Consider the following 24,980-nt stretch of genomic DNA (forward strand, 5'->3'; position numbering starts at 1 on the left):
TCAGTTGCCTCCCGTGGTGCCGGGTACGGGTGCTGCGCTGTCGGAGGGCAGGACCCAGTCGAAGGCTTCCGCTTTGGACCGGGCACCCTGGGCGGCTTTGGAGCGGTTGGGTTCGCCCAGTTCGGCGAGCAGCTTCTCAGACAGGACCACAAGGTCCGCGAACGTTTCCGTCGTCAGCCACTCCGGGCGCGTGGCGAACAGGATGTCCTCGCTGGAGGTGTTGCCGCTGGCGCCCGGGGCGAAGGGGCAGCCGCCCAGGCCACCGAGTGCGCCGTCCACCATGGCAGCGCCGGCCTGGATGGCGGCGAGAGTGTTGGCCACTCCCAGTCCCCACGTGTCGTGGCCGTGGTAGACGATCCGCCGGGCCGGGGACTCGTCCCGGACCCGCGCGATCAGCCCGGCAACCTGGGCGGGGAAGGCCTGCCCCAGCGTGTCGCAGATGACGATATCCGAGGTGCCCTCGGCACGGGGATCGTTGGCGATGGCCAGAATGCGCTCCTCCGGAACGTAGCCTTCGAACGGGCAGGTAAAGGACGTCGCGATGCAGAGCTGGATCTGGCCGTTGACGGCCCGGGCGTACTCCACCGCCTCGGGCAGGGCGGCCAGGCTTTCGTCGGTGGTCCGGCCGATGTTTGCCTTGTTGTGCGAATCCGATGCCGACAGGCAGTACTGGAAGTTCCGCGCTCCGGCGGCGGAGGCCTTGGCCACGTGGCCCGGCGTGGCCACCCAGATCCAGCACTTTTCCAGTTCCTCCGGGGTGAGTGCCTGGACCACTTCCAGCGTGTTGGCCATGGTGGGGACGAGGTCCGCGCGGGCCATGGAACCGAGCTCGATGGCGGGCACGCCCAGACGGATCAGTTCCCGGACCGTTTCGACTTTCCGCTCGGTGGAGAGCAGCTTCCCGGTGAGCTGGAGCCCGTCCCGGAGGGTCACGTCCCTGAGGATGGTGTTGCCGAGCGTTGCAGCGAGGCTGTTTTGGTGTTGGTTCATGGCTGGAGTGCCTCCTCGCGGCCGGCGGCCGCACTGATCTCTGCCGGGTCCATATTGAGGAGCCCGCTGAGGATTTCGTTGGTGTTTTCGCCCAGGTCGGGGCCGAGGTTCCGGATGGGCAGGGACTGGTCCCCGATGACAGGGACAATGCCGGGGAAGCCCACACCGGGCAGGATCTCGTCCCCGGTGGAAACATCGAACTTCTGGATCATGTTCCGGGCCGCGTACTGGCTGTCGGTACTGATGTCCGCCGCGGTATAGGTGGGACCTGCCGGAACGCCGGCGTCATCGAGGGCTGCGAGGGCGTCTGCGGCGTCCAGTTCCCCGGTCCACGTCGCGATGGCCTGGTCCAGTTCTTCGCGCCGCTCCCAGCGTCCGGCGTTGGTCTGCAAGGACGGATCCGCTGCCAGGTCGGGGCGGCCGATGGTGTCCATATACCGCTGGTAGATGGAGTCTCCGTTGCCGGCCACCACGATGCTGGCGCCGTCCTTGCACATGTACGCATTGGAGGGTGCGATCCCTTCCATCCGGCCGCCCACACGCTGCCGGTCCACGCCGTAGGCCTGGTAGTCCGGAATGAGCGATTCCATCATGGAGAACATCGCCTCGTTCAGCGCGACGTCGATGATCCGCTCGGTGAGCGGCACAGCGCCGGCGGAGTCCCGGCGTCGTGCTTCCCGTTGGTACAGGCTCATCATGGAGCCGAAGGCGGCGTAGAGGCCGGCGATCGAATCTCCGATCGAGACGCCCACGCGGACCGGCGGGCGGTCCGGGTCCCCCACCAGGTTCCGGAACCCGCCATAGGCTTCGGCGACGGCGGCGAAGCCGGGGCGCTCGGACAGCGGACCCGTCTGCCCGAAGGCGGAGATGCGGGTGATGATGAGGTCCGGGTTGGCGTCGTTGAGCACGTCGGGGCCGAGGCCCCACCGTTCGAGCGTGCCGGGCCGGAAGTTTTCCAGCAGGATGTCCGATTTTGCCACGAGTGCCAGCACGGCCTTTTTGCCGGCCTCGGTCCTGAGGTCCAGCACCACCGACTTCTTGTTGCGGTTGATGGTCCGGTACAGCATGGAGGTATCGCCCTTGTGCAGGCGCCAGTTGCGCAGCTCATCTCCGGTTCCGGGCCGTTCAACCTTGATCACTTCGGCACCGAAATCGGCGAGCAGCCTGCCGGCGGTGGGAGCGGCGATGTAGTTCCCGAGCTCCAGGACGCGTACTCCCGCCAGGGGCGCGATGGGTGTCTGTGTCATGTCATTCTTCTTTCGTTGGCGTGTGCCTGGACGGACTGGCGGGTGGGCAGGGTCCGGTCAGAACAGCAGGCTCATAGGCAGGATCAGGAGCATAGCGACGACGGAGGCCACCGAGACTCCGACAGTGACGGATTTCAGGGCGCCCCTCACACTCTGCCCCAGCAGGGACTGCAGGAGCCAGAACGTGTTGCTGGTGACGTGGACCATGAAGAGGGATCCGGCGCCGGCGGAAAGGGCCAGGAGCACGGGGTCCAGCCCGATGGCCGGAGCAATCGGCGCCAGCAGTCCGGCCGCGGTGATGGCGGACAGCGTGACGGAGCCGACGGCGATGTGCAGCACGGCGGCAATGGCCCAGACCACAAGCAGCGGGGCCACGGTGCTGGCCGAGAAGAAGCCACCCAGGATGTCGCCGAGGCCCGCTGCGGCGACGGTTGCGGCGAGGGAGCCGCCGACGCCGGTGAGGATGAGGATCTGTCCGCTTTCCTTGAAGCCCACGGTGATGGCCTGTTCCACGCGGTCCTGGCCGATGGCGGAGCGGGTGACCAGGCAGGTGCCGATCAGGCCGATGAGCAGGGCGATGACGGGCTCGCCGAGAAGCTGGAGCCAGGGCATGTCGATGTTCAGGATCTGCAGGATCGCGCCGGCACCGATAAGGAGCAGCGAGGTCAGAAGCGGGGCAAAAAGGAGGATCAGCGGCGCTTCCTTCCGTTCGCGTTCGGCCACCGTGACGGTTCCCCGGCCCGGCTGGGCGCCCGCTGCGCCGGAACCCGAGCCGCCGGAACCCGACCCGCTGCCCTGAGGCTGGCCGGCTGCCGGGTGAGTGCCGCCGTCGTACTCTTCCTCCCCCTCGCGGTCCTCCTCCTCAACGAAGGTGTGGTCCTCATCCTTGGCTTCGTTCCAGAAGCCGCGGCGGAAGAGGAACGTCATGATGGCGATGGAGATGATGATGGTGGGGACCACCAGCAGGAGCCCGAACAGCAGCATCTTGCCGAGCGGCACGTTCAGGAGGCCGGCCAGGGCGAGGGACGCGACGCCGGGAACGGTGAAGACGATGCCGCATTCGAGGGCGATGGCCATGGCGGTTGCCATCCGGGCCGTGCCCAGCTTGCCGATCTTCGGCGCCAGCTTGGGCCAGCGGAGCGGAGATGACCAGCAGCACGTCCAGGAAGATGGACTGCAGGACCGTGCCGATGGCCAGGCCATGGTGTACGGCAGGCGCTTGGGGCCGAACGTATCCAGCAGGTGCTCCACGAGGCGGCGGATGGCGCCGCTCTGGTTGAGGATGGAACCCATCAGCACGCCGAAGGCGATCAGCAGGCCCACGTCCACCATGATTTCACCGAACCCGGAGGTGATGGTCTTGACGGTTTTTTCGACGCCTAACCCGGCGGCGAGCCCCAGGTACACGGAACCGATGACCAGGGCGATGACGGGGTTGACTCTGAAACGGACGATGAGGATCACGGCGGCCAGGACCGCCACGGCCGTATTGATCAGGACAGCTATGTCTGACATTGGGGGAATCCGATCGTTGGGCCTTCCGCGTTGAAGGCTTGGGAACAGATGTGCACCGTGAGGAAGGCCACATCTCTAAACCCATATTATGGGATACGGCTCACGATGCAAGACATTGTGTGAATTTAGTTTGCGGATGACCACGGTCCAGCTGGTCGACGGGCGTGGCGTGGCGCAGCCGGAACGGTCGCCAGTTGGCGCCGATACTGCCAAACTGAGCCAATGAATGAGGCCCTCCCACCGTCCCGCAGGCCAGGCATCCGAGCTGCGATGTTTGTTGACTTCGACAACGTCTTCACCGGCCTGCAGGCACTGGATCCACTGGCGGCGAAGCGCTTTGCCGAAGACCCGAAGCACTGGGCCGACGCGCTGTCAGCCGGCGGTACCGGCGAGGACGCCCGCCGGTTCCTGATCCGCAACTGCTACCTGAATCCGGTGGTGTACTCGAAATACCGGACGTACTGGACCCGCGCCGGTTTCCGCGTGATCGACTGCCCATCGCTGACGCAGCGGGGCAAGAGCAGCACGGACATCAACCTGGTGCTTGACGCCATGGACGCACTGTCCGGCAACGTTGGCATCGAAGAATTCTTCATCGCCTCGGCCGATGCTGATTTCACGTCCCTGATCCAGCGGTTCCGGGCCGCTGACCGGATGACCACGGTCATCGCGGCCGGCGCCGTGGCCTTCGCCTACCGCGAGATGGCGGATCACGTAGTGGAATCCCACGACTTCGTCGCCATTCTCAACGGCTCTACGGTGGAGCCGGTCCATGCGGTGGCGTCCGGGAAACAGCAGACTGTCCCGCCGGCGGGGAAAGCGAAGGCCAAGTCCGCGTCGCCCGCAATCCGTGAGGTCCTTGAGTTCGTCCGCGCCGCGCCGGGACCTGTAAACGGCGCGATGGTGGCCCACCGGGCACTCACGGCAGAGCCGTCCCTGAAGACAGACTGGGGCGGCTGGGGAAAGTTTGGGACCTGGGTGTCCCAGATCGGCCAGGGCGTCGAATACTCCCCGGCGGAAGGTGGCTGGGTCTGGGACGCGAAGCGCTTCTCGAGCGAGGATCTTCCGGCGCCCGCTGACCTCCAGCCCCGCATCGAGGAACAGGTCATCAGGGTGACGGACGTGCCGGCCCTTTCTGCGGCCCAGTTCCGGCAGATGTTCCAGGCCATGGCAGCCAGGCTTCGCGAGCATCCGCTCAACCGCACCGAACTGTCCCGGCAGGTACGGGACGACTGCGTCACCGCGGACCAGCCGGTCTCCCGCAACGCCGTGAGCTTTGTCCTTCAAGGCCTGGCCTACGTCAACTTCCCGCTCACCGATGAGGCGACGGCGGAAGGCCTGGCCGCAGCCTGGACCGCGAATGTGGAGGAACTCTGCCGGGTGGCACTCCTGGAGTTCGACGCCGCCGAGAAGCTCGCCGTCCGCCGCTGGGCCAGCGGTGGACTGCTGGACAACTGAACAACGGGAGAAGCGGACGACGGCGGGACCTCCCGCCGTCGTCGTTTTCAGGTTCGGGCACCGAAGTTGCCTCGTTGACCCCGGCACCGCCGCTTACAGCCTGACAGAATGGCCCAATGGAGATCGCGCTGGGACTTCTGGTTCTTGTTTCGGTGGTGTGCGCCGGGAGCGCCTTGGGCCGGAAGCTCGATATTTCGGTTCCGCTGCTCCTGGTGCTGGCCGGAGTCCTCGGTTCCTTCCTCCCCTTCGTTCCGCATATTGAGCTGAACCCCGAACTGGTCCTCGTGGGCCTGCTACCGCCACTTCTTTACGCCGCGGCGCTGCGGACTTCGCTCTTCGACTTCGGTTCCAACCGGCGCGCCATCGGGCTGCTCTCCGTGGGCTATGTCATCTTCGGAACCATCACGGTGGGCTTCGTAGTCTGGTGGCTGTTCCCCGAGATCCCGCTGGCCGCCGCTATCGCCCTCGGTGCAGTCCTGGCGCCGCCGGATGCAGTGGCCGCCACCGCCATCGCACGGAAGGTGGGGATGCCGCGCAGGATTGTCACCATCCTTGAGGGTGAATCCCTGGTCAACGACGCCACCGCGCTGATCTGCCTCCGCGCCGCCATCGCCGCCATTTCGGGGTCCGTGTCCGCAGCGGAAATCGCCGGCGACTTTCTTGTCGCGGCCGGCGGTGGGCTGGTGGTGGGCATGGCCGCCGCCTACGTGCTGACCGCGCTCCGCAAGCGGATCCGGAACGTCGCGATCAACACCTCGACCTCGCTGATGGCCCCGTTCGTCGCGTACCTTCCCGCGGAAGCGATTCATGCGTCCGGCGTCCTCGCCGTCGTCGTTACCGGGCTGGTGATGGGCACCAAGGCGCCCTCCATGCCCAACGGTGCGGCCCGACTGAGCCAGCGCAGCAACTGGAACACGGTGCAGTTCCTTCTGGAAAACGCAGTGTTCCTGCTGATCGGGCTGCAGGTGCGGACCATCATCGAGGGGGTCCAGGACGATTCCCTTGGCGCGGGCCGGATCTGGGCCGGCTGCGCGGTGATCCTGCTGGCGGTGCTGTTGCTCCGGCCGGTGTGGGTTTTCCCGGCGACCTACCTGCCCCGGTTGATTCCGGCCGTGCGGCGGAACGATCCGGCGCCGCAGTGGCAGTTCCCGGCGGTTGTCTCCTGGGCTGGGATGCGAGGGGTGGTCACCCTGGCCGCGGTGCTGGTGCTGCCCGCCGATCTGGAACACCGGTCGGTGCTGATACTGGCTGCCCTGGTGGTGGTGGGCGGCACGCTGACGCTGCAGGGCTTCACTCTTCCGGCACTGGTCCGGCTCCTGCGGGTCCAAGGACCGGATCAGCGCGAGGACGCGCTGAACCAGGCTTCGCTGATGCAACAGGCCACGGCCGCCGGCGTGGCCCGCCTGGACGAACTGCGCACAGAAAACGATCCGCCGGAAGTCGTGGCCATGTTGAAGCGGCGCACGCAGGAGCGTGGGTTGGCTGCCTGGGAACGGCTGGGCCGGCCGTCGGCGGAAACAGCCACCCCCAGCGAGCGTTATGCCCGGCTCCGGCTTGCCATGCTGGAAGCGGAACGGGCCAAGGTGCTGGAGCTGCGGCGCGGCGGCGAGTATGCCCAGGAGGTCCTCAGCGATGTCCTTGAACGGCTGGACGTTGAGGAATCCATGCTGGACGTGGCTCTGGACGAGGTGGACACTTCCGGCGAGGGCGGCGGGGAAGGGATCGCGAGGCCGGGCGGGGTGTGCGGCCACCTCGAATCGGCCCGGTCCCTGGCTGTGCCCCGCGACGCCCACTGCGCGGATTGCCTCCAGGACGGCACAACGACGGTGCATCTGCGGATGTGCCTGGCTTGCGGCAAAGTGGGATGCTGTGATTCCTCGTCCGGGACCCACGCTTCCAGGCACTTCGAACGGACCGGGCACGCGGTTATGCGGAGCATCGAACCGGGAGAAGACTGGCGCTGGTGCTACCAGGACGACCTGCTGGGGTGACCCCGGGAGCTAGCCTTCGGGCATCTGGATCACACCGAGCTGGCGCATCAGGCCGAGGTCGTCGCGGTCCGACCAGTGCTCGACGATCTTTCCGTTGTGGACGCGGTGGATCGCCACCGCGGTCTCTCGGAGTTCGGCGCCTGTGGGAGGCAGCGGTCCGGGGAGTTCACCCTCGTGGTGACCCGTCGCCGTCAGCCTGGTGACCACTTTGTCCCCTTCGGCGACTTGGTCCTGAATTTCGTGGGTGCCCGGCGTCGCCGTCCGGAATATACGGAAGGCCTGTTTCAGGCCTTCCCGTCCGGCCGGCAGCCCGGGAAATGGCGGATTATGGTCAAGGTAGTCTTCAGCCACCAGATCATCCATCGCATCGATATTCCCGGCGTCTATCTCGGCGTAGAAGCGCCGCACGAGCGTTTTGTTGTCGTCAGATTCCACGGCCGTCCTTCCATTTGTACACGGAGTTCGTACTCGGACCGGCTCATCTTTGCGGGCAATCAAGTGTCCGGTGGGAGGCCAGTCTAAGCCCGCTGGGCTGGCCGTGGTAGGTCACGCCGGCAGAGCTTCAGTGCGGTTCGAGTAAACGCCGGAGTGCGGTCCAGGTGGCCGGGCCGAAGCGCGGCGGCGAAATCGTCCGGCTCCACAGGCTGACCGGGAAGACGTTCGTCTACGTCACGCACGACCAGGTTGAGGCCATGACCATGGCCACGCAGATCGTCATTCTCCACAATGGCATTGTGCAGCAGCACGCCACACCGCAGGAGATCTACACCCGCCCCGCCAACACGTATGTGGCCCGCTTCATCGGCAGCCCGCCCATGAACGTCATGAGCGCTGACGTTGCCGACGGGCGGCCCTCACTCGGAGGCGTGCGGCTCCCGGCACCCGAAGGGCTCCGCCTCGGTACCGGCGCTGTGACCCTGGGCCTGCGACCGGAGCACCTCACGGTCTCGCCCGACGTCGACGGCACTGGTTTGGCGGGAACTGTCCGGCGCATCGAAGACCTCGGTGCGGACACCCTGATCGGGGTCCAGCCCGACCCGGCGCTCGGTCTGAAAATGTGGGAGCTCAACGACGATGACCTTGTCTGGATCCGCCAGACGGGGCAAACCCGCCTGATGGCAGGAGATCCGTGCAGCATAGCCCTCGAGGCCAGAATGGCCAGCTACTTCGACAGCGGGACCGGCGCGAACCTGGCATCATCCCACCAGGTCTCCGATGCCGGGATGCTGCCAGTGCGCGGCTGACCTGCGCCGCCCTGATCCCATATCAGCTACAAGGAAAAACACCATGACCATCATTGTCACCGCAGCATTCACCCCCAAGGACGGCACCTATGACCAGGTGGTCGCCGCACTCTCGCCAGCCATCGCCGAGGTGCACGAAGAACCGGGCTGCCTGCTGTACGCCATCCATGAATCACCCAATGGCCAGATCATGATGATTGAAAAATGGGAAAGTGCCGAACTGCTCGACGCCCACGGCGCGGGGGATCCCGTCAAGCGGCTCAACGCTTCGCTCGTGGGGCTCCTGGCGGAACCCGTGGAGGTCACCCGGCTGGTGCCGATCGCCGCCGGGACCTCCCACCAAGGCGCACTCTAAGCAGTACCGATACTGGCAAGAAGCGGACGACGGCGGAACCTCCCGCCGTCGTCCGTTTCCGTTTTGACTTCGGACACGTTCGGCCAAAAACTGCTCCACAGTCCCCGCCCCGACCGCCACCTCAGTACCAGGACTTGGCGGGCCTTCTTGTCTCCCTCAGACGATAGTCAACCCAAATGATGGACGCGCTCTCAGAAGATTGATTCCCCAGCACCGTCGTCGCAAAACCGCCGGTAGACTCGGGCGGAAGAATCGGCTTTTGGGGGAGCACATGAATTCACGCGGCACTTGCCTGGTCATCGAAGATGACCTTGATGTAAGGGCACTTCTTTCCCTGATCCTCACCGGCGAAGGCCTCGACATCGTCAAGGGGAAGTAGTCGATGTCTGCCAACACCTATCCACCCGCGACGCCGCTGGCGCTGACAGTCCGATATGACCCGGGGCGAGCAGCCCGGCAGCTGGCCGGTTTCGGGGCAGCCACGCTGATCATGATCGGACTCGCCACGTTCGGCGTCTGGATGATCGTGGCCAGCCTCATGCAGATGGAGGCTGCAGGCGGGTTCATCGGCATCGCTTTCGGCATCTTGTTCATTCTCGTGGCGCTCGTGGCGCTCGTGAGTTGCGCCGAGATCCTCACGCGCATCCTACGGTGGTCGAGACAGGCCGATCCGCTGCTCTCGCTCGATCCCGTAGGGATCACCGGTCTCGTGCTGGTGGGCGGCGACGGAGCAGGTGCCATCGACAGCCACAGCCCCATCGCCTGGAGCGACATCGAATCGATCAAGCTCAAGACTTGGGCGCCGCCGGCGAGGCGATCCAGCGGCCTTGCGAATCTCGACATCGGTTATCGAGTCGGGCAGGCGACCAAGAAAGGTCTCGACGGCACGGCAGGCCTCGGGCTCGGGATGCGCGACGGCACCCGCTTGATCCTCGTGGAACTCACAGACGGTCGCAGTGCGAACCTCAATCTCACACTCCCGACCGGTCCTGCATCCTTCACCCGTCTTGCGCCGCAGATCGCCGGTCACGTGCGCTTGCACAACCCACGCATTCTGCTGGAGGGGGCCATCGATGCGTGAGCACCGCGACAACTAGAACGTCCCATTTCCTTGGAAACGGGACCTCCCATTGGGACACTCCCCCCGCGGTTCTTGCGGCCAAGTCACCTTTGCAACGAACGGCATGGGTGGATTTCGACAGCGTTCCCTCAGGTATGGGCGACGACTCCGCCGCTGTGCACAGGACGGACCTCCACTCCACCGCCGGTGAGGATGGACGGATCTTTTCGGGCCAGGTCTAGCGCTTCGTCGATATCCGTCGCGTTCAGGATGTAGAACCCGGCGACGACGTCACCACCCGCGGCATAAGGGCCATCTGCGGGGCCGGCCGCTCTTATCGTGCGCGCATGGTCCCGCGGCGTGAGGGCATACGCGATGTGCATGCGACCGGTGGCGACGAGAGAGTCGAAGTGCTCATCGCACTCCTTGAGCTCCTCTTTCGTGGCGTTAGGTGCGTGCAAGGAGTCGTTTGCGTAGATCAGTACAGCGAATTCGGGCATGCGTTCCTCTCAGGCTGATAGCCAAGGGTCGTCAGTTTTTGTCCCAAGGAAGGGATGCTACCGGAAGTATGTATATCCGGCCGTTCACCGCACCGGGAGTAGCATTCCTGTTCCCGGCTGACCTGTCCGCTCGGTCTGAGGGGTTTCCCGTTTCCTTGGTTGTGGGACAGCCTCGGTAGGACACTCCCCCACGGCTCTGGATCTGCGCAATCACGCGTAACCTGACCGTCCCGTAAGTTATCTCAAAACTCCCGCCAAAATTACCGGTCACAGCTACTTCATTCGGTACGGCCTGGTCTCATGCGTCGTAGACAACATTGTGTCGTCTTCCCCAGGCCGGCCGAAGTCCCTGCATCAGCTCGGTATTCCAGCACTCGACGGGAACTATCCATCGGCTATGGCGTCCTGCCTGGCTAGGGCTGCGGGGTCAGAGTGGAACAACGATTGACCAGAAGGCGACCGGGTTTAGAAGCGACAATGGCCAGCCAGCGCGGTTTCGGTGCTGGCTGGCCCAGGCGTCGCCCGGAGCCATTTTTCCGCGGAGCTCCCTCGTGTGCAGGCGTTGCTTCAGAGCCGAGTGCTGGTGATCCTCGCAACGAAATCGAAACTCCTGCGCAGCGCAGCTTCTGGACGAGGTCCAGAACCTTCAGGCTCCGTCGCCCTGGGACGGCCGTTCGGAACGAGGCTGCGGATGCCGGGTTCAACCATAGTGCTGACGCGAAGGGCAAGGCCGATCAGGCACTTTCACTGAAAGTCCTGCACTTAGGCGCCTTTTGGCTACCGGGTCTTCAAGAAGACTATCGTGGTGATGATCCCCGCGATGAAAGCCAGGATGCCCAGGACTTTCCCGGCGGTAGCTTTCACACCCTCCGCTTCCGCTTTGCGGGCGGTGATAAAGGCAAACGCTCCGAAAGCGATGCCAAATATGAATACCCCTATCACCCCAAAGATTATGGAGTTCTTCCGGTATTTCAGACCGATGGCCTGATGATGCTGCGATGAGATGATCTGCTCGCTGTCTGCGGTCATCAGTGTGTCCCTAAGGTTGCTGTGGCTTGAAGGGTGAACTCTATAGGGCGAATCGGAATACCAATGCACTCGGCGCCGAAAACAAATGTCACCCCAGCAATGGAGCCGAACAGAAGAGACTTGGATCAGAAGAAGCATCATTCGTCGCGGGCACTCGCAAGCGAACTGATTCAGCCGATGGAAATGTTTGTCGTTGGTGCATTCTGATGCCACATAGCACGGAACAGACCAAATCGATTGCGTAAATACGCAGGTGGCGTGTAGCTTTCTTTCAGATAGTCCGTGTATGGGGAACGGCTCTTGGGGAACCCGCACGCTTTCCTTCTTGCTGAAAGTTGTTTCGTGGGAGCTCTCTTTGCCGCGCCTTCGCGCGCGTTTTTTGGTCTTATTCTTGCCCTGGCCCTGGTCGCGCCACCGACCGTAGCGTGGGCTGATGACCTGCCTCAACCGGGCGTTGCGGTGGAAGATGACACCTCTGCGGAAAGAAGCGCCCGGAAAGCCGCAACCGCCGGCGGCGCTGACGTGGTCGTTGAGTCGGCGACCACTCCGACCGAGTTGACCGTAGCCCACCCGGACGGGACGTTCACCCGGACGGTGAACAACGAGCCGGTCCGGATGAAGACTGGTGATGCGTGGGCTGATATTTCCACTGATCTGGTGCGGACCGGGCAGGCCGGTCAGCAGGTCCTCTCCCCCAAGATGGCCCCCGTTGCCCTGACTCTGGGGACCAAGGGTTCTGCAACCATGGCCACCCTTGATGATCATCGGGGTCACTCGATCAAGCAGACCTGGCCGTTCGGGGCGCTGCCGGAGCCACAGGTCCAGGGTGACACTGCCACGTACCCGTCGGTCCTCCCGGGCGTGGACCTGATTCAAAGGGTCCATAAGACCGGCGTTTCCCAGGTCCTGCGCATCGCCACTGCTGAGGCGGCCAAGGATCCCCGCGTCGTGCAGATGCGGATCCTGCTCGATGCCCAGAACACCACCATTCAGGACAACGGCGCCCAGGGCCTCTCAGCGGTAGGCACGGACACCGGAAAAGCCGAGCTCCGCACCGCCGAGGGACAGTGGTGGGACTCCTCCCAAACCGGCGCTTCCGCCGCAGACCCCGGCGGTTCCGGGCTCGCCAGGTCATTTGCTCTGTCCCTCGGAACAGAAAACGGCAAACAGACCCAGGTTTTCGGCATGGAAGAGATCCTCAAAACACCCAACCTGAAGTACCCCCTGTACGTCGATCCCGACTGGGGCGTGGTCCGGGCCTCCTACCTCTTCGTAGACACCGCCTACCCCGACACGTCCTACTGGAACGGACAATGGTCCGCCACTACCGTCAACGTCGGGTACCTGCCCGCTGCCTGGGCACCGGACGGCGTCTCCCACACCACCCGAGGGTTCTACCAGTTCGCGACCGCCCCGATGTCCGGCAAAATCATCCTGGCCGCCAGGATGAACACCACCGAAATCTGGTCCTCATCCTGCACCCCAACCTGGGTCGATTCATGGGTTACCGGGGGCGTATCTCCGTCGACTACGTGGAACAACCAGCCCGGACTCGTGGACAAAACTGACGGACGGCTTGCGGCCGCAGGATACTCGGCCTCCTGCCCGGCGGGGACGCTGAGCTTCGATTTGATGGCGGCACAGAATTACATCACCTCAGTTCCCATGCTGACTGTCTCTTTGCGCTCGGGAAACGAGGGTGATCCCTTGGGGTGGAAGCGCTTTGCAAACGACGCCTCGATGCTCGTCACCTACGACATCCCTCCCTTTACCCCTTATCTCTGGAACATCAACGGTGCGGAGTGGACCGGCGGTACACCCAACACCTACGTGACCCGATTCCGCCAACCGATATACACGGTCGGTGCCGGCGATGACGATGGGGACGTGGGCGGCACGCTGCAGTTGTGGATGACTGTCCGCAACAGCGCTGGACAGATTATGTTCACCACTACGACGCCGCTGACGATCCCTGGGTCTGTGAGTTACCCGAGCTGGCAGGGCGGGGTCCTTGCGGACGGAAACTACCAGATCCAGGCCTACACCAAAGACCAGCAGGGCCAGAGCTCCGGAACCATGGCGTTCAACTTCACCGTGGATACAACGGCCCCGGCCCCGCCGGTCATTGCCGCACCGGCAGCCTTCGATGCCGCACATCACGACGCTGCAGGTGTGGTGGGCGCAAAGAGCTACAACTTCACGTTGAACAACAACGGCCCGTACGCCTCAAAGGGTTTTGTGTATGCCCTGACCAATGCCAACACAACACCGTCGTTCCCGGGAACTGTCAGTTGTGGCGCCAGGACGGGGGCCTTTGTGGTGGTCTGCCCTGCCGGGGGCCGAACCGCCCCGATCACCATAGGGTCCGTTGAATCGATGTCCCGACTGACTGTCTGGTCCTTCGACTATGCCGGGAACGTCAACCAGCAAGTGAACAGCACCCCGGTTTCGTATGACTTCACCGTCGGCCACACAGCGGCCGATCCCGCGGTCGTTCTGCCCATCACCCTTCAGGGCGGAGCGACAACGGTCGACATCGAGGTCCGCAACCACGTCCCCGTAGCCAGCTCATGCCAAGGCGGACTGGCGCCGGACTCCGACGTCCTGGAAACAGCGAAAGTACTGCAATTCAGCACCGCCGGGCAGTACGCCACCACCGGTGCCACTGCCGCCGTCAACACCGCACAGAGCTTCAGTCTCTCGGGCTGGTTCTGCCCCTCAACACCTGCCGGCTCGGGGATCCAGTCCCTGATCACCCAAATGGCCGGCACCGGCTCACCAGGTGGCGCGTTCCGGATCGGCACAAACGGGGCCGTCGAATTCGCCACCTGGACAGCAACCAACGGCGCAGGCCTGGAATCCGTGCAACGCCTTCCGGCGCTGACGGCCAATACCTGGAACTTCATCTCCGGTGTCTACGACAAGATCAACCGGCAGCTGCGCATCACCGTCACCGGCGACGGCTACGCCGGGATATGGACCACTGCCACGTCCGCGGCCAGCCATATCGCCTCCCCGACCACCCAGCCGGTACTCCTCGGGGCCGCGGGTGCGGCCGGAGCCGGCCAGTTCAAAGGCCAGATCCTGAATCCCGTCATGACCCAGGGAGTACTCACCCCGGTCCAGTTCAACCTCGCCCAAAGCAACTTCAACGACACCGTGGGAGTCCTCAAATGAACACTGGGTTCAAGTCCGGGTTCTCCGGCTACAAGTACCTGACACTGTCGCTCGCTGCTGTAGTGGCTACCTCGGCGGCCGGGCTGTTTGCGATCGCCGTCTCTCCCTCTGCCGAGTGGACCCCTCCGCGTGCGGAGACAGTAAAGGCTGTGCAGGTAACGCCCTGGTCCGGTAAGCCAGGACCCTCCGCCCCCGTCCCGTTCCTGGATGGTCCTAATCCTTCGACCACGCAGGGCACGATCGAAGGAACGGGTCCGGCGGCCCTCACCGGAGCCCTCTCGAAGGCAACCAGCAGTAGCGACCTCCTCGTTCGAACGGCTGCGTTCGGGTCAGTTCCGATGGCTCCGGTCCCGGCCAATGACAAAGGATCCGGAGATTTTTACCGGTCTCCCCGGGGCCTCGTCCGGGGCCTGGGGTGTCGCAGGACAAACAGGCTCGTTCACCTGGAGCTACCCGCTCAATGCACGGCAAGCTCCCGCGGGCCCCTCCCCTTCGTTGGCCCTTGCCTACGATTCATCCTCCGTGGACGGGCTCACGAGCGCGACGAATAACCAGGCCTCGGTCGTCGGCGACGGCTGGTCACTTGCCGGTATCGGATCGATCACCCAAAAATTTGTTCCCTGCATGGACCAAGGGGTTTCCGGCTCCTATGACCTCTGCGGCTCCCCCAGCGGCCAGCAGTTCAGCATTTCCTTCGGCGGGCGCTCCGGGGCTGTCATCAAGGACGCCGCCAGCGGCACCTTCCGGCTGCAAAATGACGACAACACCAAAGTCGAATACCTCAAGGCGGCCGGATCCAACGGCACCTACGACGGCGGCTACTGGAAACTCACCGATACCTCCGGCACCCAGTACTTCTTCGGCCGGAACCGGCTCCCCGGCTGGGCAGCAGGAAAGCCCACAACAAACTCAACGGACACGGTACCGGTAGGTGCCGCGGGCCCGTCCCAGCCCTGTGCTGCGGCGACGTTTGCCGCGTCCCTCTGCCAGCAGGCCTACGCCTGGAACCTCGACCACGTCCTGGACGTGCACGGTAACTCCCAGGCCTTTTACTACACCCAGGACAGCAACCACTACGCGGCCCAGGCCGGTACAGGTGCCCGGCTCAGCTATGTACGGGCCAGCCGCCTGGCCCGGGTTGACTACGGCATGCGCACCGGCACCGAGCTGGCCGCTGCCGCGCCGCTGCGTATCGATCTCGCCTACACCGGACGATGCACCGGAGTCGATTGTGCAGCCGGAAACGACATCCCCACAGGCCTCGCCTGCCAATCCACAGGTACCTGCACGGTCTACTCCCCGACGTTCTACTCGGACCAGCGCCTGCTGAGCCTCACCACCCGAACCGCAACGAGTTCCACGGCATACCAGGATGCCGACGTATGGACGCTGAACCACTCGATGCCGAACCCCGGCGACCTAACCAAGCCTGCCCTCTGGCTCGGATCCATTGAGCACCGAGGTACCAACACGGCAACCGGGGTCGGCGGTACGATTACGGACCCTCGCGTGGTTTTCTCCGGGCAGACCCTGCAAAACCGTGTCTGGGTCGCAGACGGCCTGGCCCCGCTAAACCGGTACCGGATTTCGTCCATCAAAAACATCACCGGGGCCACGATCGCCGTAACGTACCAGGCGCCCGAATGTTCGCCCAGCAACCTTCCGGCATCGCCGCAGACAAACACGAAGCGTTGTTTCCCGCAATGGTGGGCCCCGACGACACCCATCGCGCAGCCGGCACGCATGGACTACTTCCATGTCTACCCCGTCACGTCCGTGGCCACACTCGCAGGCCCCGGAGGCGCCGGGAGCCCGGACATGCTCACCCGCTACGAATACCAGGGCACACCCGCATGGAAATACGCGGGTCCCAAGTATGTGGCAGGGGCCGGAGGATCCCAGCTGAGCTGGTCCGTCATGGCCGGGTGGTCCAATGTCAAAACAATCGCCGGGAACGCCGCCGCCGGACAAAACCCGTCCACGGTCGCTACCTACCTTCGAGGCCTCGACGGAACACCCTCAAACAGCAGCGGCGGAGTCACCGCCGCCACGGTTACGCTCACTGACGGAACAGCGATCACGGATTCACCCTGGCTGGCCGGCTCAACCGTGGAAACCCAAAAATTCCTGGGCGAAACCGGGGCCCGGCTCACCACCGCGATCACCGTGCCCTGGGCGTCCACCCCGACGGCGACTGGCAGCGCCGGGACGACAGCGGCACAGGCACGCCATATCGGGACCAAAACACAGAAGAAGGTCCTGGCCAGTAGCATCACCGGCGGAACCCGAACGACCTCCAGCACGAACTACTTCGACGCGCTGGGCCGGATCACCGCCGTCTCTGACTCCGGAGAAACCGGCGGGTCCCCGGGCACGTGCACGGTCACCGCATACGCGGACAACACTGGAAAGAATCTGCTGGCGTTCCCGGCCACCACGAGCACCTTCGCCGGCCCCTGCACCAGCACCGGCGCACCAGCCGGAAACATCCGCGAGGCCACCCGGACACTCTACGACGCCTCAACCAGCGCACTCCCGGGATCAACCGGCTATCAGGCACCAACCCTGGGCAACACTGCACGCACCGACGCCGCCACCGCCGTCACCGGCGTCACGGTAGCGACCTGGCAAACAGGGCCCTCAACCTCCTACGATCCCCTCGGGCGACCCGTCAGCTCCACCGACAACAGCACCGGCACCGCCCGGACAAGCTCCGTGGCCTACACGCCCGCCACCGGCCTGGCGACGTCCGTCACCACCACCAACCCGCTGGGCTGGACCACTACGACCGCCATGGAAGCCATCCGCGGCAACAAGGTCACCAGCACGGATGAAAACGCCAACGTCACCAGCTACCAGTACGACGCCTCCGGCCGCATCACAGGGGTCTGGGATCCCATGCGCCCCCAGGCAACCAACGCGGTCCCGACGCAGGCCACGTCCTACACCGTGTCCCAAACGGCGCCCTCTCACGTTCTCCGCACCAGCATCAACGGTGCCGGTGAAGCTATGGGCAGCTACGAAATCTACGACGGCCTCGGCCGGATACGGCAAACACAAAGGATGTCCCCCGGCGGCGGCACCATCGCCACCGACACGTACTACAACACCACCGGTGCCAAGAGGCTCGTCAACAACGATTACTACTTCTTCGCCGAGCCCGACGGCGTCCTCATGGTCCCGAACCTCGCCGTCGCGTCATCGAATCAGTACGACTATGACGGAGCCGGCCGGGTCACCTCCGTCACGGCCCTCGCCATGGACAACCAGACTCTCTGGTCAACCCAAATCGCGTACACCGGCGCCGACACCGCAACCGTGAGCGGCACCGGCACCGATGCCGCTACCCGAACCATCGTCAACACCGAAGGCAACGTCACCAACCGCCTGCTCTACCGAGGCCCGACAGCGACCGGCACACCTGACACCACCAGTTACGGATACGACACGTTCGGTCAGATGACCTCGATGACCGATAATGCCGGCAATCAGTGGTCCTGGTCCTTCGACGCCGCCGGACGCCAAACCTCGGCCACGGACCCCGACACTGGCATCCTCGCCACCACCTACGACGCCAGCGGTCGCGTTGCCTCCACCAAGGACGCCCTGGGAGTCGTCACCAAATACGTCTATGACGCGCTCAACCGCGAAACAAGCACCACCGTGACACCCGCCGGCGGAGCCGCCCGGACCCTGGAGACCACGACGTACGACGGGGAGAAAAAAGGCCTACCCAGTAGCGCCACACGCTATAACGGTGCCAATTATGACCAGGCCGTCACCACCGCCGTCTCCGGGTACAACGCCGCCTACCTACCCAGGACCACCACGGTGACGCTGCCCGCGGCGGTCACCGGCTACGCAGGGACGTACACCACCACCCGCACCTACACCAAAACCGGCAATATCAGCGCCCAGGTCAACCCCGCCGTCGGTGGACTCCCCGCAGAAACGCTCTACTTCGGGTACGACTCCTTTGAGAACCCCTCATCGATCGCAACGTCGACCGCCGACACCATTGCCGGCGCTACCCAGTACAACCACCTCGACCAGATCGCGACGTTCCAGCAGTACGACCGGAACGTCATGAGCAGCACCGTCGATACGACCGGGCTGACCCAGTCCTACTTCTCCTGGGACGCCACCACGGGACGGCTGGCCAACCAGTCAGCAACGAATACAGCCAAGGGCGTCACCGCGGACCTCGGCACGACCAACTACACCTACAAACCCTCAGGCAAGCTCTCCGCGAGGGAACTCTCCTACGCAAACCGCCCCGGAGCGCCCGTCGACTACCAGTGCTACAACTACGATTATGCTTCCCGCCTCGCCGCAGTCTGGACACCTTCAGCCAAAAACTGCTCCACAGTCCCCGCCCCGACCGCCACATCCGTACCAGGACTTGGCGGGCCGGCCCCCTACGCCCAGACCTACACCTACACCGCTGCAGGAGACCGCTCCCGGGTCAAACGATTCGCCGCCGCTGGAACACTCGCCTCCACCGAGAACTACACCTACCCTGCCGCGGGACAACCAGGGGCCCACCGCCTCCAAAGCATGACCTCCACCCCTTCCACCGGCACGGCAACCACCTCGTCCTTCACCTGGGACGCCGACGGGCGAATGACCGGCCGGGCCGGGGAAACCGTGAACTACACCCTCGACGGCCGCATCGCGAGCACCGCCGGAACATCCAACCTCAAAACGAACCCCAACCCCTCAGCAACCGCCGGCACCCCACCCGCCCCCGCCACCGGAACAGCCGGAAGCACCGGCACCCGCTACTACGACGCAACCGGGAACCTCGCCGCGCTCATCGACGGCAGCGGAACCACGGCAGTCATCGGCACTGTCACCGCCCACGCAACCACCACAGGCGTCAAGACAGCAACACGCACCTACACATACACCGGCAAAACAGTCGCTCAACGAACGGCAGCCAACGGGGCAGTGAAACTGATGTTCCTCCTCAGCGACAGCGTCGATACAGCCCAGACCATCGTCCAGCCCACCGCAGGGGCAACCCTGGTCACGACCCAGACCCGCTACACCGACCCATACGGGCTTGCCCGCGGACCGACCCAGGCCGCCACCGGATCCGGCGCATACGCCACTGCCCCAACCGCGGCAAGAGGCCTTGGAACCAACGCCGCCAACTCCACCGGATTCGGCGCCACAAACGGCTACATAGCCGGCCTCGCCGACACTGCAAGCGCACTGACGCACCTCGGAGCAAGAGACCTCGACCCAGTCCTAGGTATCTTCACTGCACCAGACCCGGTTCTGAATACGTCTACTCCCAACCAATTCAGCCCCTACACCTATGCTGAATCAGACCCAATCAACAACAGCGATCCAACAGGGCTTTACAGCCAGGCTTGTTCTCAACCAACCGTGTGCGCGCCGGGAAGAGTGGCCGCTGGGACTGCCAGCGCCGGTGGACTCACGTTGCTGGGCCTCGGAGCAGCAGCTTACTTGGTCATGATCGGTGTAGGAACTGCCGCAAGTCCCGGGCTTAGCCCGCAGCAAATTGCCAACTACCAGCAGCGTGAATGGGCCAACGTCACTTGGCCGTCCGGTCCTGCTGTATCGGCCGCCAACGGGCACCTTCAATTTGACCGTTCATTAGTCTCAACGTCCGCCGGTTCCAGCTCCTACGCAAGCGGGGTCTCAGCACAACAGTCTCTGCCCGGCTACGGCTACTCATCAACCCTCCGAAGTTTGGGCGCGAACTCCAACTCTGCCCCTGTCTACAACTTTGCAGCAGCCGCCGCCGCAAAAAGGGCCTCCGAAGCCGCAACCCAAGCCATCGGCAACGCCAACAACGCACTAACCGCTGCAGGCACTGGCGGAGGACGAGGAACAGGAGGCCCATCCACCACGACAGGATTCGCAGACCCCGGCGACGATGACCCATTCTCTTTGGATCAACTCTCCGCTGCTGGGAAAAAACTAGCCAAGGGAGGACTATCACGAGCGGGTCGTGAGTATCAGAAACATGCGGGTCGAGGCGAATTGCCAGAAGTGCCTGGAAAGCTGATGAACAGGACCGGTCAGGACCTCCTTGATGATATTCTGACGGATCCCTCCGGAGTGTTGAGCCGTGTGACATCTGGTCGGCAGACGGGCGGAATCCGGATCACCGGGACACAAGGGATCGGGGCAACGTTTGGCCCTGACGGCTCATTTGCCTACTTTGGACTCTATGGAGGAATGCCTTGAAACCAGCCATCGCAGATGACTCTCCTGAAATTGAACGGCTCCTCGATTCCTTGAAAGGGGCGCGGCTCAGCCACGTTACCTACGTCTTCCCAGAGCTTGGGATCGGGACGGATGAAAACGAGTTTGCCCTCATCGATGAAGTTGATATGGACATTGTCCTGTTTTTTTCCGAAATCGGTCATCTGAAAATTTCATGGGCCATGGCCGGCCTCGTCGAGGGACTGGAGCTAAGTCGCAGCAATCTTCCGCGGAGACAGCTATCACATTTGGACGTCACGGAAGCACCGCACTGGACTCGTTTTATAGGACAGGAGTTGAGTGACGTCAGAACCCTTTGGCATGCTGCCAACACTGGCGTTCCGGAGAGTCTCTGGTGGATGGAATTCACCTTTAGCTCCGGTGTCTCATTCTCGATCACGCTGGGTGAGATACGAGAAGGCATCCCCGATTATCAGCCCGACTCGCTTCTTGTTTTCTTTAGTCAGCTTCAGGATCTCGAGTTCAGGAAGCGAATGAGGCAATACTGGGAATGAGGCACCGATGCGCCATAAGCGGGACGATAACCGTGCGCTAAATGGGCCGCGGCAGTACCTGTGAATCGCAGCGATAAGTGGCGGCATTTTGGCAGCGCTAAATACCGTGCCTAGTGCGTTCTCTTGGCAGCGCAAATTGGTGTTCCTAGCAGTGGGACCGGCGGCGGTCTTCAGATGGTGCGCCTTTGGAGCTCGCGGTACACCGTCGTCCGAGATACCCGGAACAGCTCCGCCAGTTCAGCCTGTGTGTGCTCGCCGGCGTCGTGCAGCGTCAGAAGATGCTTCCGCTGCGTCTTGGACAATTTAGGCTGCTTGACTTTCAACCGCCCCTTCGCTTTGGCGACCGCCATCCCCTCGCGGGTGCGCATCCGGATCAGGTCCGCCTCAAACTCGGCCACCATGCCCAGGACGTTGAACAGCAGCCGGCCTACCGGGTCAGTCGGGTCGTGCGTGCTGCCCCCGAGACTAAGCACTACCCCCTTGGCCGTCAGCTCATCGGCTATGTCCCTGGCATCAGAAAGGGAGCGCGCCAACCGGTCGAGCTTGGTCACCACGAGCGTATCGCCGGCCCTGCACGCGGCCATCGCTTCACGGAGCCCAGGGCGCACCCGATTCGCTCCCGTAAGTCCGTGATCGACGAAGATCTGGGCCTCCTCTACACCCAGAGCAAAGAGGGCATTGCGTTGGGCGGTAAGGTCCTGGTCGTTCGTCGAGACCCGGGCATACCCGATCTTCATTCCAGTCATAAGGAACATGGTTGCAGTAATCCCCCCGTCACCGTGCATATCATCGTGCGGGTCTTACGTACATGGCCTAAGCCAGCAACCGCGCGGGCTGTGCCGCCGGGTTTCGGTAGCACGGTGATCGACCGGCTTGCGGGCGCAACATTGCGGCCTGTCAGCTTGGGTGAATGACCGACTCTTGCGTTCTCATGCTTCCCGCAAACTGCGTCTCCAAACGTAGGCTGGCTGAATGAAACAGCCGACCGAGATCGTCCTCGTCCATGGACTGTGGCATCAGCCGGCCCACTTCGACCGGTTAGCGGACGATCTGCGCCGTCAAGGCGCCAGTGTCCATGTTCCTCGTTTGCACAGAGGCTCGTTGGCTGCTGACACTGCAGTCGTACAGGAGATAGTCGATGGATGTTTGGTGAGGCCAGTTGTCCTTGGCCATTCGTACGGCGGATCTGTAATCACGGGCCTGGAGCGGGTCAGACACCTCTTGTATGTTGCGGCGTTCGTTCCGGCAGCAGGTGAAAGCGGCGCGATGTTGGGTGGGCCATCAGCACTGGTCAACGACGCCGTCCGGAATAACGAGGATGGGTCGACGAGTATTCATCCGGGACGGGCTCGCGAGGTTTTGTACGACGATTGCTCTCAAGCCGACAGTTCATGGGCCATCTCGCTCCTTGTTCCTCAACAACTCGGTCATGGGCGCGGGGTTCCCAGCCGCATTGCTTGGGGAACCATCGGGAGCACCTATATTCACTGCGAACAGGACAAAGCGCTTAGCCCTTTCCTTCAGGAACGAATGGCCGGCCGATGCACCAACACTGTCAGTTTGAACTCTGGCCATTCACCCTTCATCAGCCAACCTAAGTGGCTCGCCAAACTAATCTTGGGGATATAGGTCTCTCGTCCGGCCAACGCCAGACACCAGTGGGTCGAACCACAAGTGCGTCCGTTCAGGGATCCACCTGCAGCAACGCCCCACGGCTCGCCAGCGTCTTGTTTCGCTGATGCACGCGGTAGGGTCCGAGTATGGCCGCAGCACCTCCGAGGGTTCAAGACCACGCCCGCCGCAAGCTCTCAAAGTTCCTCAGACGTTCGAGCCCCGGATTGGGTGAGCCAATCACTGCCCTGCGGGACGCGGGTGGTCACATTCCACTACTCGAACTCACATGGCAGCGGCTTGACGAAGACACGTGGCGCATTACCGGGGTCGAAGACCAGCGGCTCGACAAGCGAATGGTGGACTCGACAATCGTTGAGTGCCGTGTGTTCTTCACTCCTGGCGAGGACTGCTATCTGCCAGGAATCGTCACTGCGCTTCAGAGCCTCCTCACACCTGAGCAGGCGAAGGCTAGGCGCTCCTTGAAGCAGCACGTGGCGCAGGTAGTCATCGGCCCGCGCATCGGGGCGTCAGGCCCGATCTTTCACTCGGGCCGCCTCGAAATGGACAACGGATTGGGCCCCGGCAAATTGCTTGGCAGCGATCTGGTCGCGATGGATTACATCTACGGGATTGCCCTGCACGAGGACGACGATCGTCTGGCCCGCCTAGAGAACGTGAGCCTCGAATCCGCGCTACAGGCAGTCGTCTACCACTTCAACGACCTTCTGCACGTGCTCGCGAACGTTCGTACTCAGATCGAGCATGATCTTGAGATGGGCTACTTCGAGCTCAAACCCTAGTTCGATCGCGCCGAAGAGTATTCGAACCGTCGTGCTCGAACCTGCCCGGTGAGGGATCGGCTTATGGAACGTTTAAAGCCGCGCGGTGCCAGGGGCTGACTGCTCGGCTGTGCGTGTCAGGAACCGGCCCGCGCGCCGGAAGTCACGGACGAGGAGCCCAAACCCCATGGCCATCACTCCCACGCCAAATACCATCAGCCACGCCGCAAGTGTGTCACCGCGCAAGGCGAAGTTGATGGCTTGAGGAAAGAACATGAGCGGAAAGAACGGTGCAAGGATGAGTTGGGTAGCAAGACCCTTTCGCAGTTGCACCGCCGCGGCCCGGATCACCGAGAGATGCTCCGAATCTATGGGTGCCTTCCCTGCAATCTGACGCCGGACCTGCTTTTGTTCCTCGCCTTCCAGGGAAAGCAGCACGTTGACCCTCCCCGACTTGGCCGCGGGTACCACCTTCTTCGCGTTATAGAGCAGCCCACCAACCACGACACCCAACACCGCAACGACGAACCCGAACGCCAGATCTGTCGGCCAGTCCGACAGTGTGCCACGGAGACCCAAGATTCCGACCGCGGTCCCAACCGCGACCAGGAACATTCCCGACGGGAAGTAGCGCGTGAAATAGGTTTTCACGGCCTCCCCCAGGCCGTTGTCTTCTATGCGCTGGGCTCTTCTTATAGCCTGTGCCCAGCGGTCGTTCGATTCAGCCATGAGATCGTCAAACCCGCTCATCGTCTTCTTCTTCCCCAAAGCACAAAACGCTGACAAGACGCCAAATGAAACCTGCTGATGCGTCCTGTCCAGATCCTCAAATCCTGAACTATGCGGGCCAATATGCCAATGGTTCGCGCCCGCTGTTCCTACTAAACGAGTCCGCTCAGGGGACAGCCTTCTTGCGGATTCGGCAGCCCCTCAGTCAGGGCAGAGATGATGCGCCGGCGGACTCTCCCTTAGAGGGTTCCCCTTCCGGACATGTAGTGGCCGTGCAGACGACTTTGGACATTTCGTGCAGTCAACTTCGAAAACTGACAACGTGACGGTGGGATTCCCAGGCACGGTGATCGACCGGCTAACGGGACGGAATGCGGACGGGCCGCTGTGACAAACATGGCTCGCTGCGTATCTGCTTCGCTAGGGTCATCTGCTTGATCAATTCGCTAATATCGGCACGCATAAATCCCCGTGCACACAGTCGAACGGGCGGGTTACGGTCCATGAGGCGAGGCGTAGCATTCATGTCTACAGGCT

18 protein-coding genes are annotated in these 24,980 nt (G+C 63.3%); 10 read left to right on the forward strand and 8 right to left on the reverse strand.

Going from position 1 to position 24,980, the window contains the following annotated elements; genetic code table 11:
* Genes ACZY1F_RS02650 through ACZY1F_RS02660 form a run of 3 tightly spaced genes read right to left on the reverse strand, consistent with a single transcriptional unit; the run spans nucleotide 1 to nucleotide 3,752 of the window.
* On the reverse strand, nucleotides 1–990 hold the full coding sequence (locus tag ACZY1F_RS02650) for a hydroxymethylglutaryl-CoA lyase-like TIM-barrel protein (RefSeq protein ID WP_463940111.1): 990 nt from the start codon (nucleotides 988–990) through the stop codon (nucleotides 1–3).
* Entirely contained in the window at nucleotides 987–2,237 is a 1,251-nt protein-coding gene (locus ACZY1F_RS02655; RefSeq protein WP_463940112.1) for a CaiB/BaiF CoA transferase family protein, read from the reverse strand. The genes ACZY1F_RS02650 and ACZY1F_RS02655 overlap by 4 nt, the downstream gene beginning before the upstream one ends.
* A 57-nt stretch (nucleotides 2,238–2,294) precedes the next feature.
* Complete coding sequence (locus ACZY1F_RS02660; RefSeq protein WP_463940113.1) at nucleotides 2,295–3,752, reverse strand: GntP family permease; 1,458 nt, start codon at nucleotides 3,750–3,752, stop codon at nucleotides 2,295–2,297.
* Between the two features lie 222 nt (nucleotides 3,753–3,974).
* Here ACZY1F_RS02660 and ACZY1F_RS02665 point away from each other — a divergent pair, with 222 nt between their 5' ends.
* Both ACZY1F_RS02665 and ACZY1F_RS02670 read left to right on the forward strand, forming a co-directional pair.
* The gene (locus ACZY1F_RS02665) at nucleotides 3,975–5,210 is read left to right on the forward strand and encodes an NYN domain-containing protein (RefSeq protein WP_463940114.1); all 1,236 of its coding nucleotides are present in this window, start codon (nucleotides 3,975–3,977) and stop codon (nucleotides 5,208–5,210) included.
* Between the two features lie 116 nt (nucleotides 5,211–5,326).
* A complete protein-coding gene (locus ACZY1F_RS02670; RefSeq protein ID WP_463940115.1) occupies nucleotides 5,327–7,201 on the forward strand; it encodes a Na+/H+ antiporter in 1,875 nt (624 codons plus the stop codon).
* A gap of 9 nt (nucleotides 7,202–7,210) precedes the next feature.
* Here the strand turns inward: ACZY1F_RS02670 and ACZY1F_RS02675 are convergent, their stop codons facing one another.
* A complete protein-coding gene (locus ACZY1F_RS02675) occupies nucleotides 7,211–7,636 on the reverse strand; it encodes an ester cyclase (RefSeq protein WP_463940116.1) in 426 nt (141 codons plus the stop codon).
* 164 nt (nucleotides 7,637–7,800) lie between these two features.
* Here ACZY1F_RS02675 and ACZY1F_RS02680 point away from each other — a divergent pair, with 164 nt between their 5' ends.
* From ACZY1F_RS02680 to ACZY1F_RS02690, 3 genes are all read left to right on the forward strand, one after another.
* A complete protein-coding gene (locus ACZY1F_RS02680) occupies nucleotides 7,801–8,445 on the forward strand; it encodes a TOBE domain-containing protein (RefSeq protein WP_463940117.1) in 645 nt (214 codons plus the stop codon).
* A gap of 43 nt (nucleotides 8,446–8,488) precedes the next feature.
* Entirely contained in the window at nucleotides 8,489–8,800 is a 312-nt protein-coding gene (locus ACZY1F_RS02685; protein WP_463940118.1) for a putative quinol monooxygenase, read from the forward strand.
* Nucleotides 8,801–9,182: 382 nt separating this feature from the next.
* The gene (locus tag ACZY1F_RS02690) at nucleotides 9,183–9,881 is read left to right on the forward strand and encodes a hypothetical protein (RefSeq protein WP_463940119.1); all 699 of its coding nucleotides are present in this window, start codon (nucleotides 9,183–9,185) and stop codon (nucleotides 9,879–9,881) included.
* Between the two features lie 128 nt (nucleotides 9,882–10,009).
* On the opposite strand, the gene ACZY1F_RS02695 is transcribed toward ACZY1F_RS02690, so the two are convergent.
* Together ACZY1F_RS02695 and ACZY1F_RS02700 are read right to left on the reverse strand one after the other, a co-directional pair.
* Nucleotides 10,010–10,360: a YciI family protein gene (locus ACZY1F_RS02695; protein WP_463940120.1), complete on the reverse strand. Its 351-nt coding sequence runs from the start codon at nucleotides 10,358–10,360 to the stop codon at nucleotides 10,010–10,012.
* A gap of 777 nt (nucleotides 10,361–11,137) precedes the next feature.
* On the reverse strand, nucleotides 11,138–11,389 hold the full coding sequence (locus ACZY1F_RS02700) for a hypothetical protein (protein ID WP_463940121.1): 252 nt from the start codon (nucleotides 11,387–11,389) through the stop codon (nucleotides 11,138–11,140).
* Nucleotides 11,390–11,731: 342 nt separating this feature from the next.
* Between ACZY1F_RS02700 and ACZY1F_RS02705 the strand changes: the two genes are divergently transcribed.
* From ACZY1F_RS02705 to ACZY1F_RS02715, 3 genes are all read left to right on the forward strand, one after another.
* Nucleotides 11,732–14,566 carry a LamG-like jellyroll fold domain-containing protein gene (locus ACZY1F_RS02705; protein WP_463940122.1) on the forward strand — a complete coding sequence of 945 codons (2,835 nt, stop codon included), beginning with the start codon at nucleotides 11,732–11,734 and terminating at the stop codon, nucleotides 14,564–14,566.
* A gap of 522 nt (nucleotides 14,567–15,088) precedes the next feature.
* Nucleotides 15,089–20,788 (forward strand): RHS repeat-associated core domain-containing protein, encoded by a 5,700-nt coding sequence (locus tag ACZY1F_RS02710; protein WP_463940123.1) that lies wholly within the window; start codon nucleotides 15,089–15,091, stop codon nucleotides 20,786–20,788.
* Nucleotides 20,785–21,321 (forward strand): hypothetical protein, encoded by a 537-nt coding sequence (locus ACZY1F_RS02715; RefSeq protein ID WP_463940124.1) that lies wholly within the window; start codon nucleotides 20,785–20,787, stop codon nucleotides 21,319–21,321. Before ACZY1F_RS02710 ends, ACZY1F_RS02715 begins: the two co-directional genes overlap by 4 nt.
* 170 nt (nucleotides 21,322–21,491) lie before the next feature.
* Here ACZY1F_RS02715 and ACZY1F_RS02720 read toward each other — a convergent pair whose 3' ends face one another.
* Nucleotides 21,492–22,067 carry a recombinase family protein gene (locus ACZY1F_RS02720; RefSeq protein ID WP_463940125.1) on the reverse strand — a complete coding sequence of 192 codons (576 nt, stop codon included), beginning with the start codon at nucleotides 22,065–22,067 and terminating at the stop codon, nucleotides 21,492–21,494.
* Nucleotides 22,068–22,293: 226 nt separating this feature from the next.
* On the opposite strand from ACZY1F_RS02720, the gene ACZY1F_RS02725 reads away from it, so the two are divergent.
* Both ACZY1F_RS02725 and ACZY1F_RS02730 read left to right on the forward strand, forming a co-directional pair.
* Entirely contained in the window at nucleotides 22,294–22,950 is a 657-nt protein-coding gene (locus ACZY1F_RS02725; protein WP_463940126.1) for an alpha/beta hydrolase, read from the forward strand.
* A gap of 131 nt (nucleotides 22,951–23,081) precedes the next feature.
* Nucleotides 23,082–23,735 carry a hypothetical protein gene (locus ACZY1F_RS02730; protein ID WP_463940127.1) on the forward strand — a complete coding sequence of 218 codons (654 nt, stop codon included), beginning with the start codon at nucleotides 23,082–23,084 and terminating at the stop codon, nucleotides 23,733–23,735.
* Nucleotides 23,736–23,807: 72 nt separating this feature from the next.
* On the opposite strand, the gene ACZY1F_RS02735 is transcribed toward ACZY1F_RS02730, so the two are convergent.
* Nucleotides 23,808–24,464, reverse strand: coding sequence for a hypothetical protein (locus ACZY1F_RS02735; protein WP_463940128.1), 657 nt, complete (start codon nucleotides 24,462–24,464; stop codon nucleotides 23,808–23,810).
* Between the last annotated feature and the right edge of the window lie 516 nt (nucleotides 24,465–24,980).

The organism is Pseudarthrobacter xylosi (assembly GCF_055412765.1).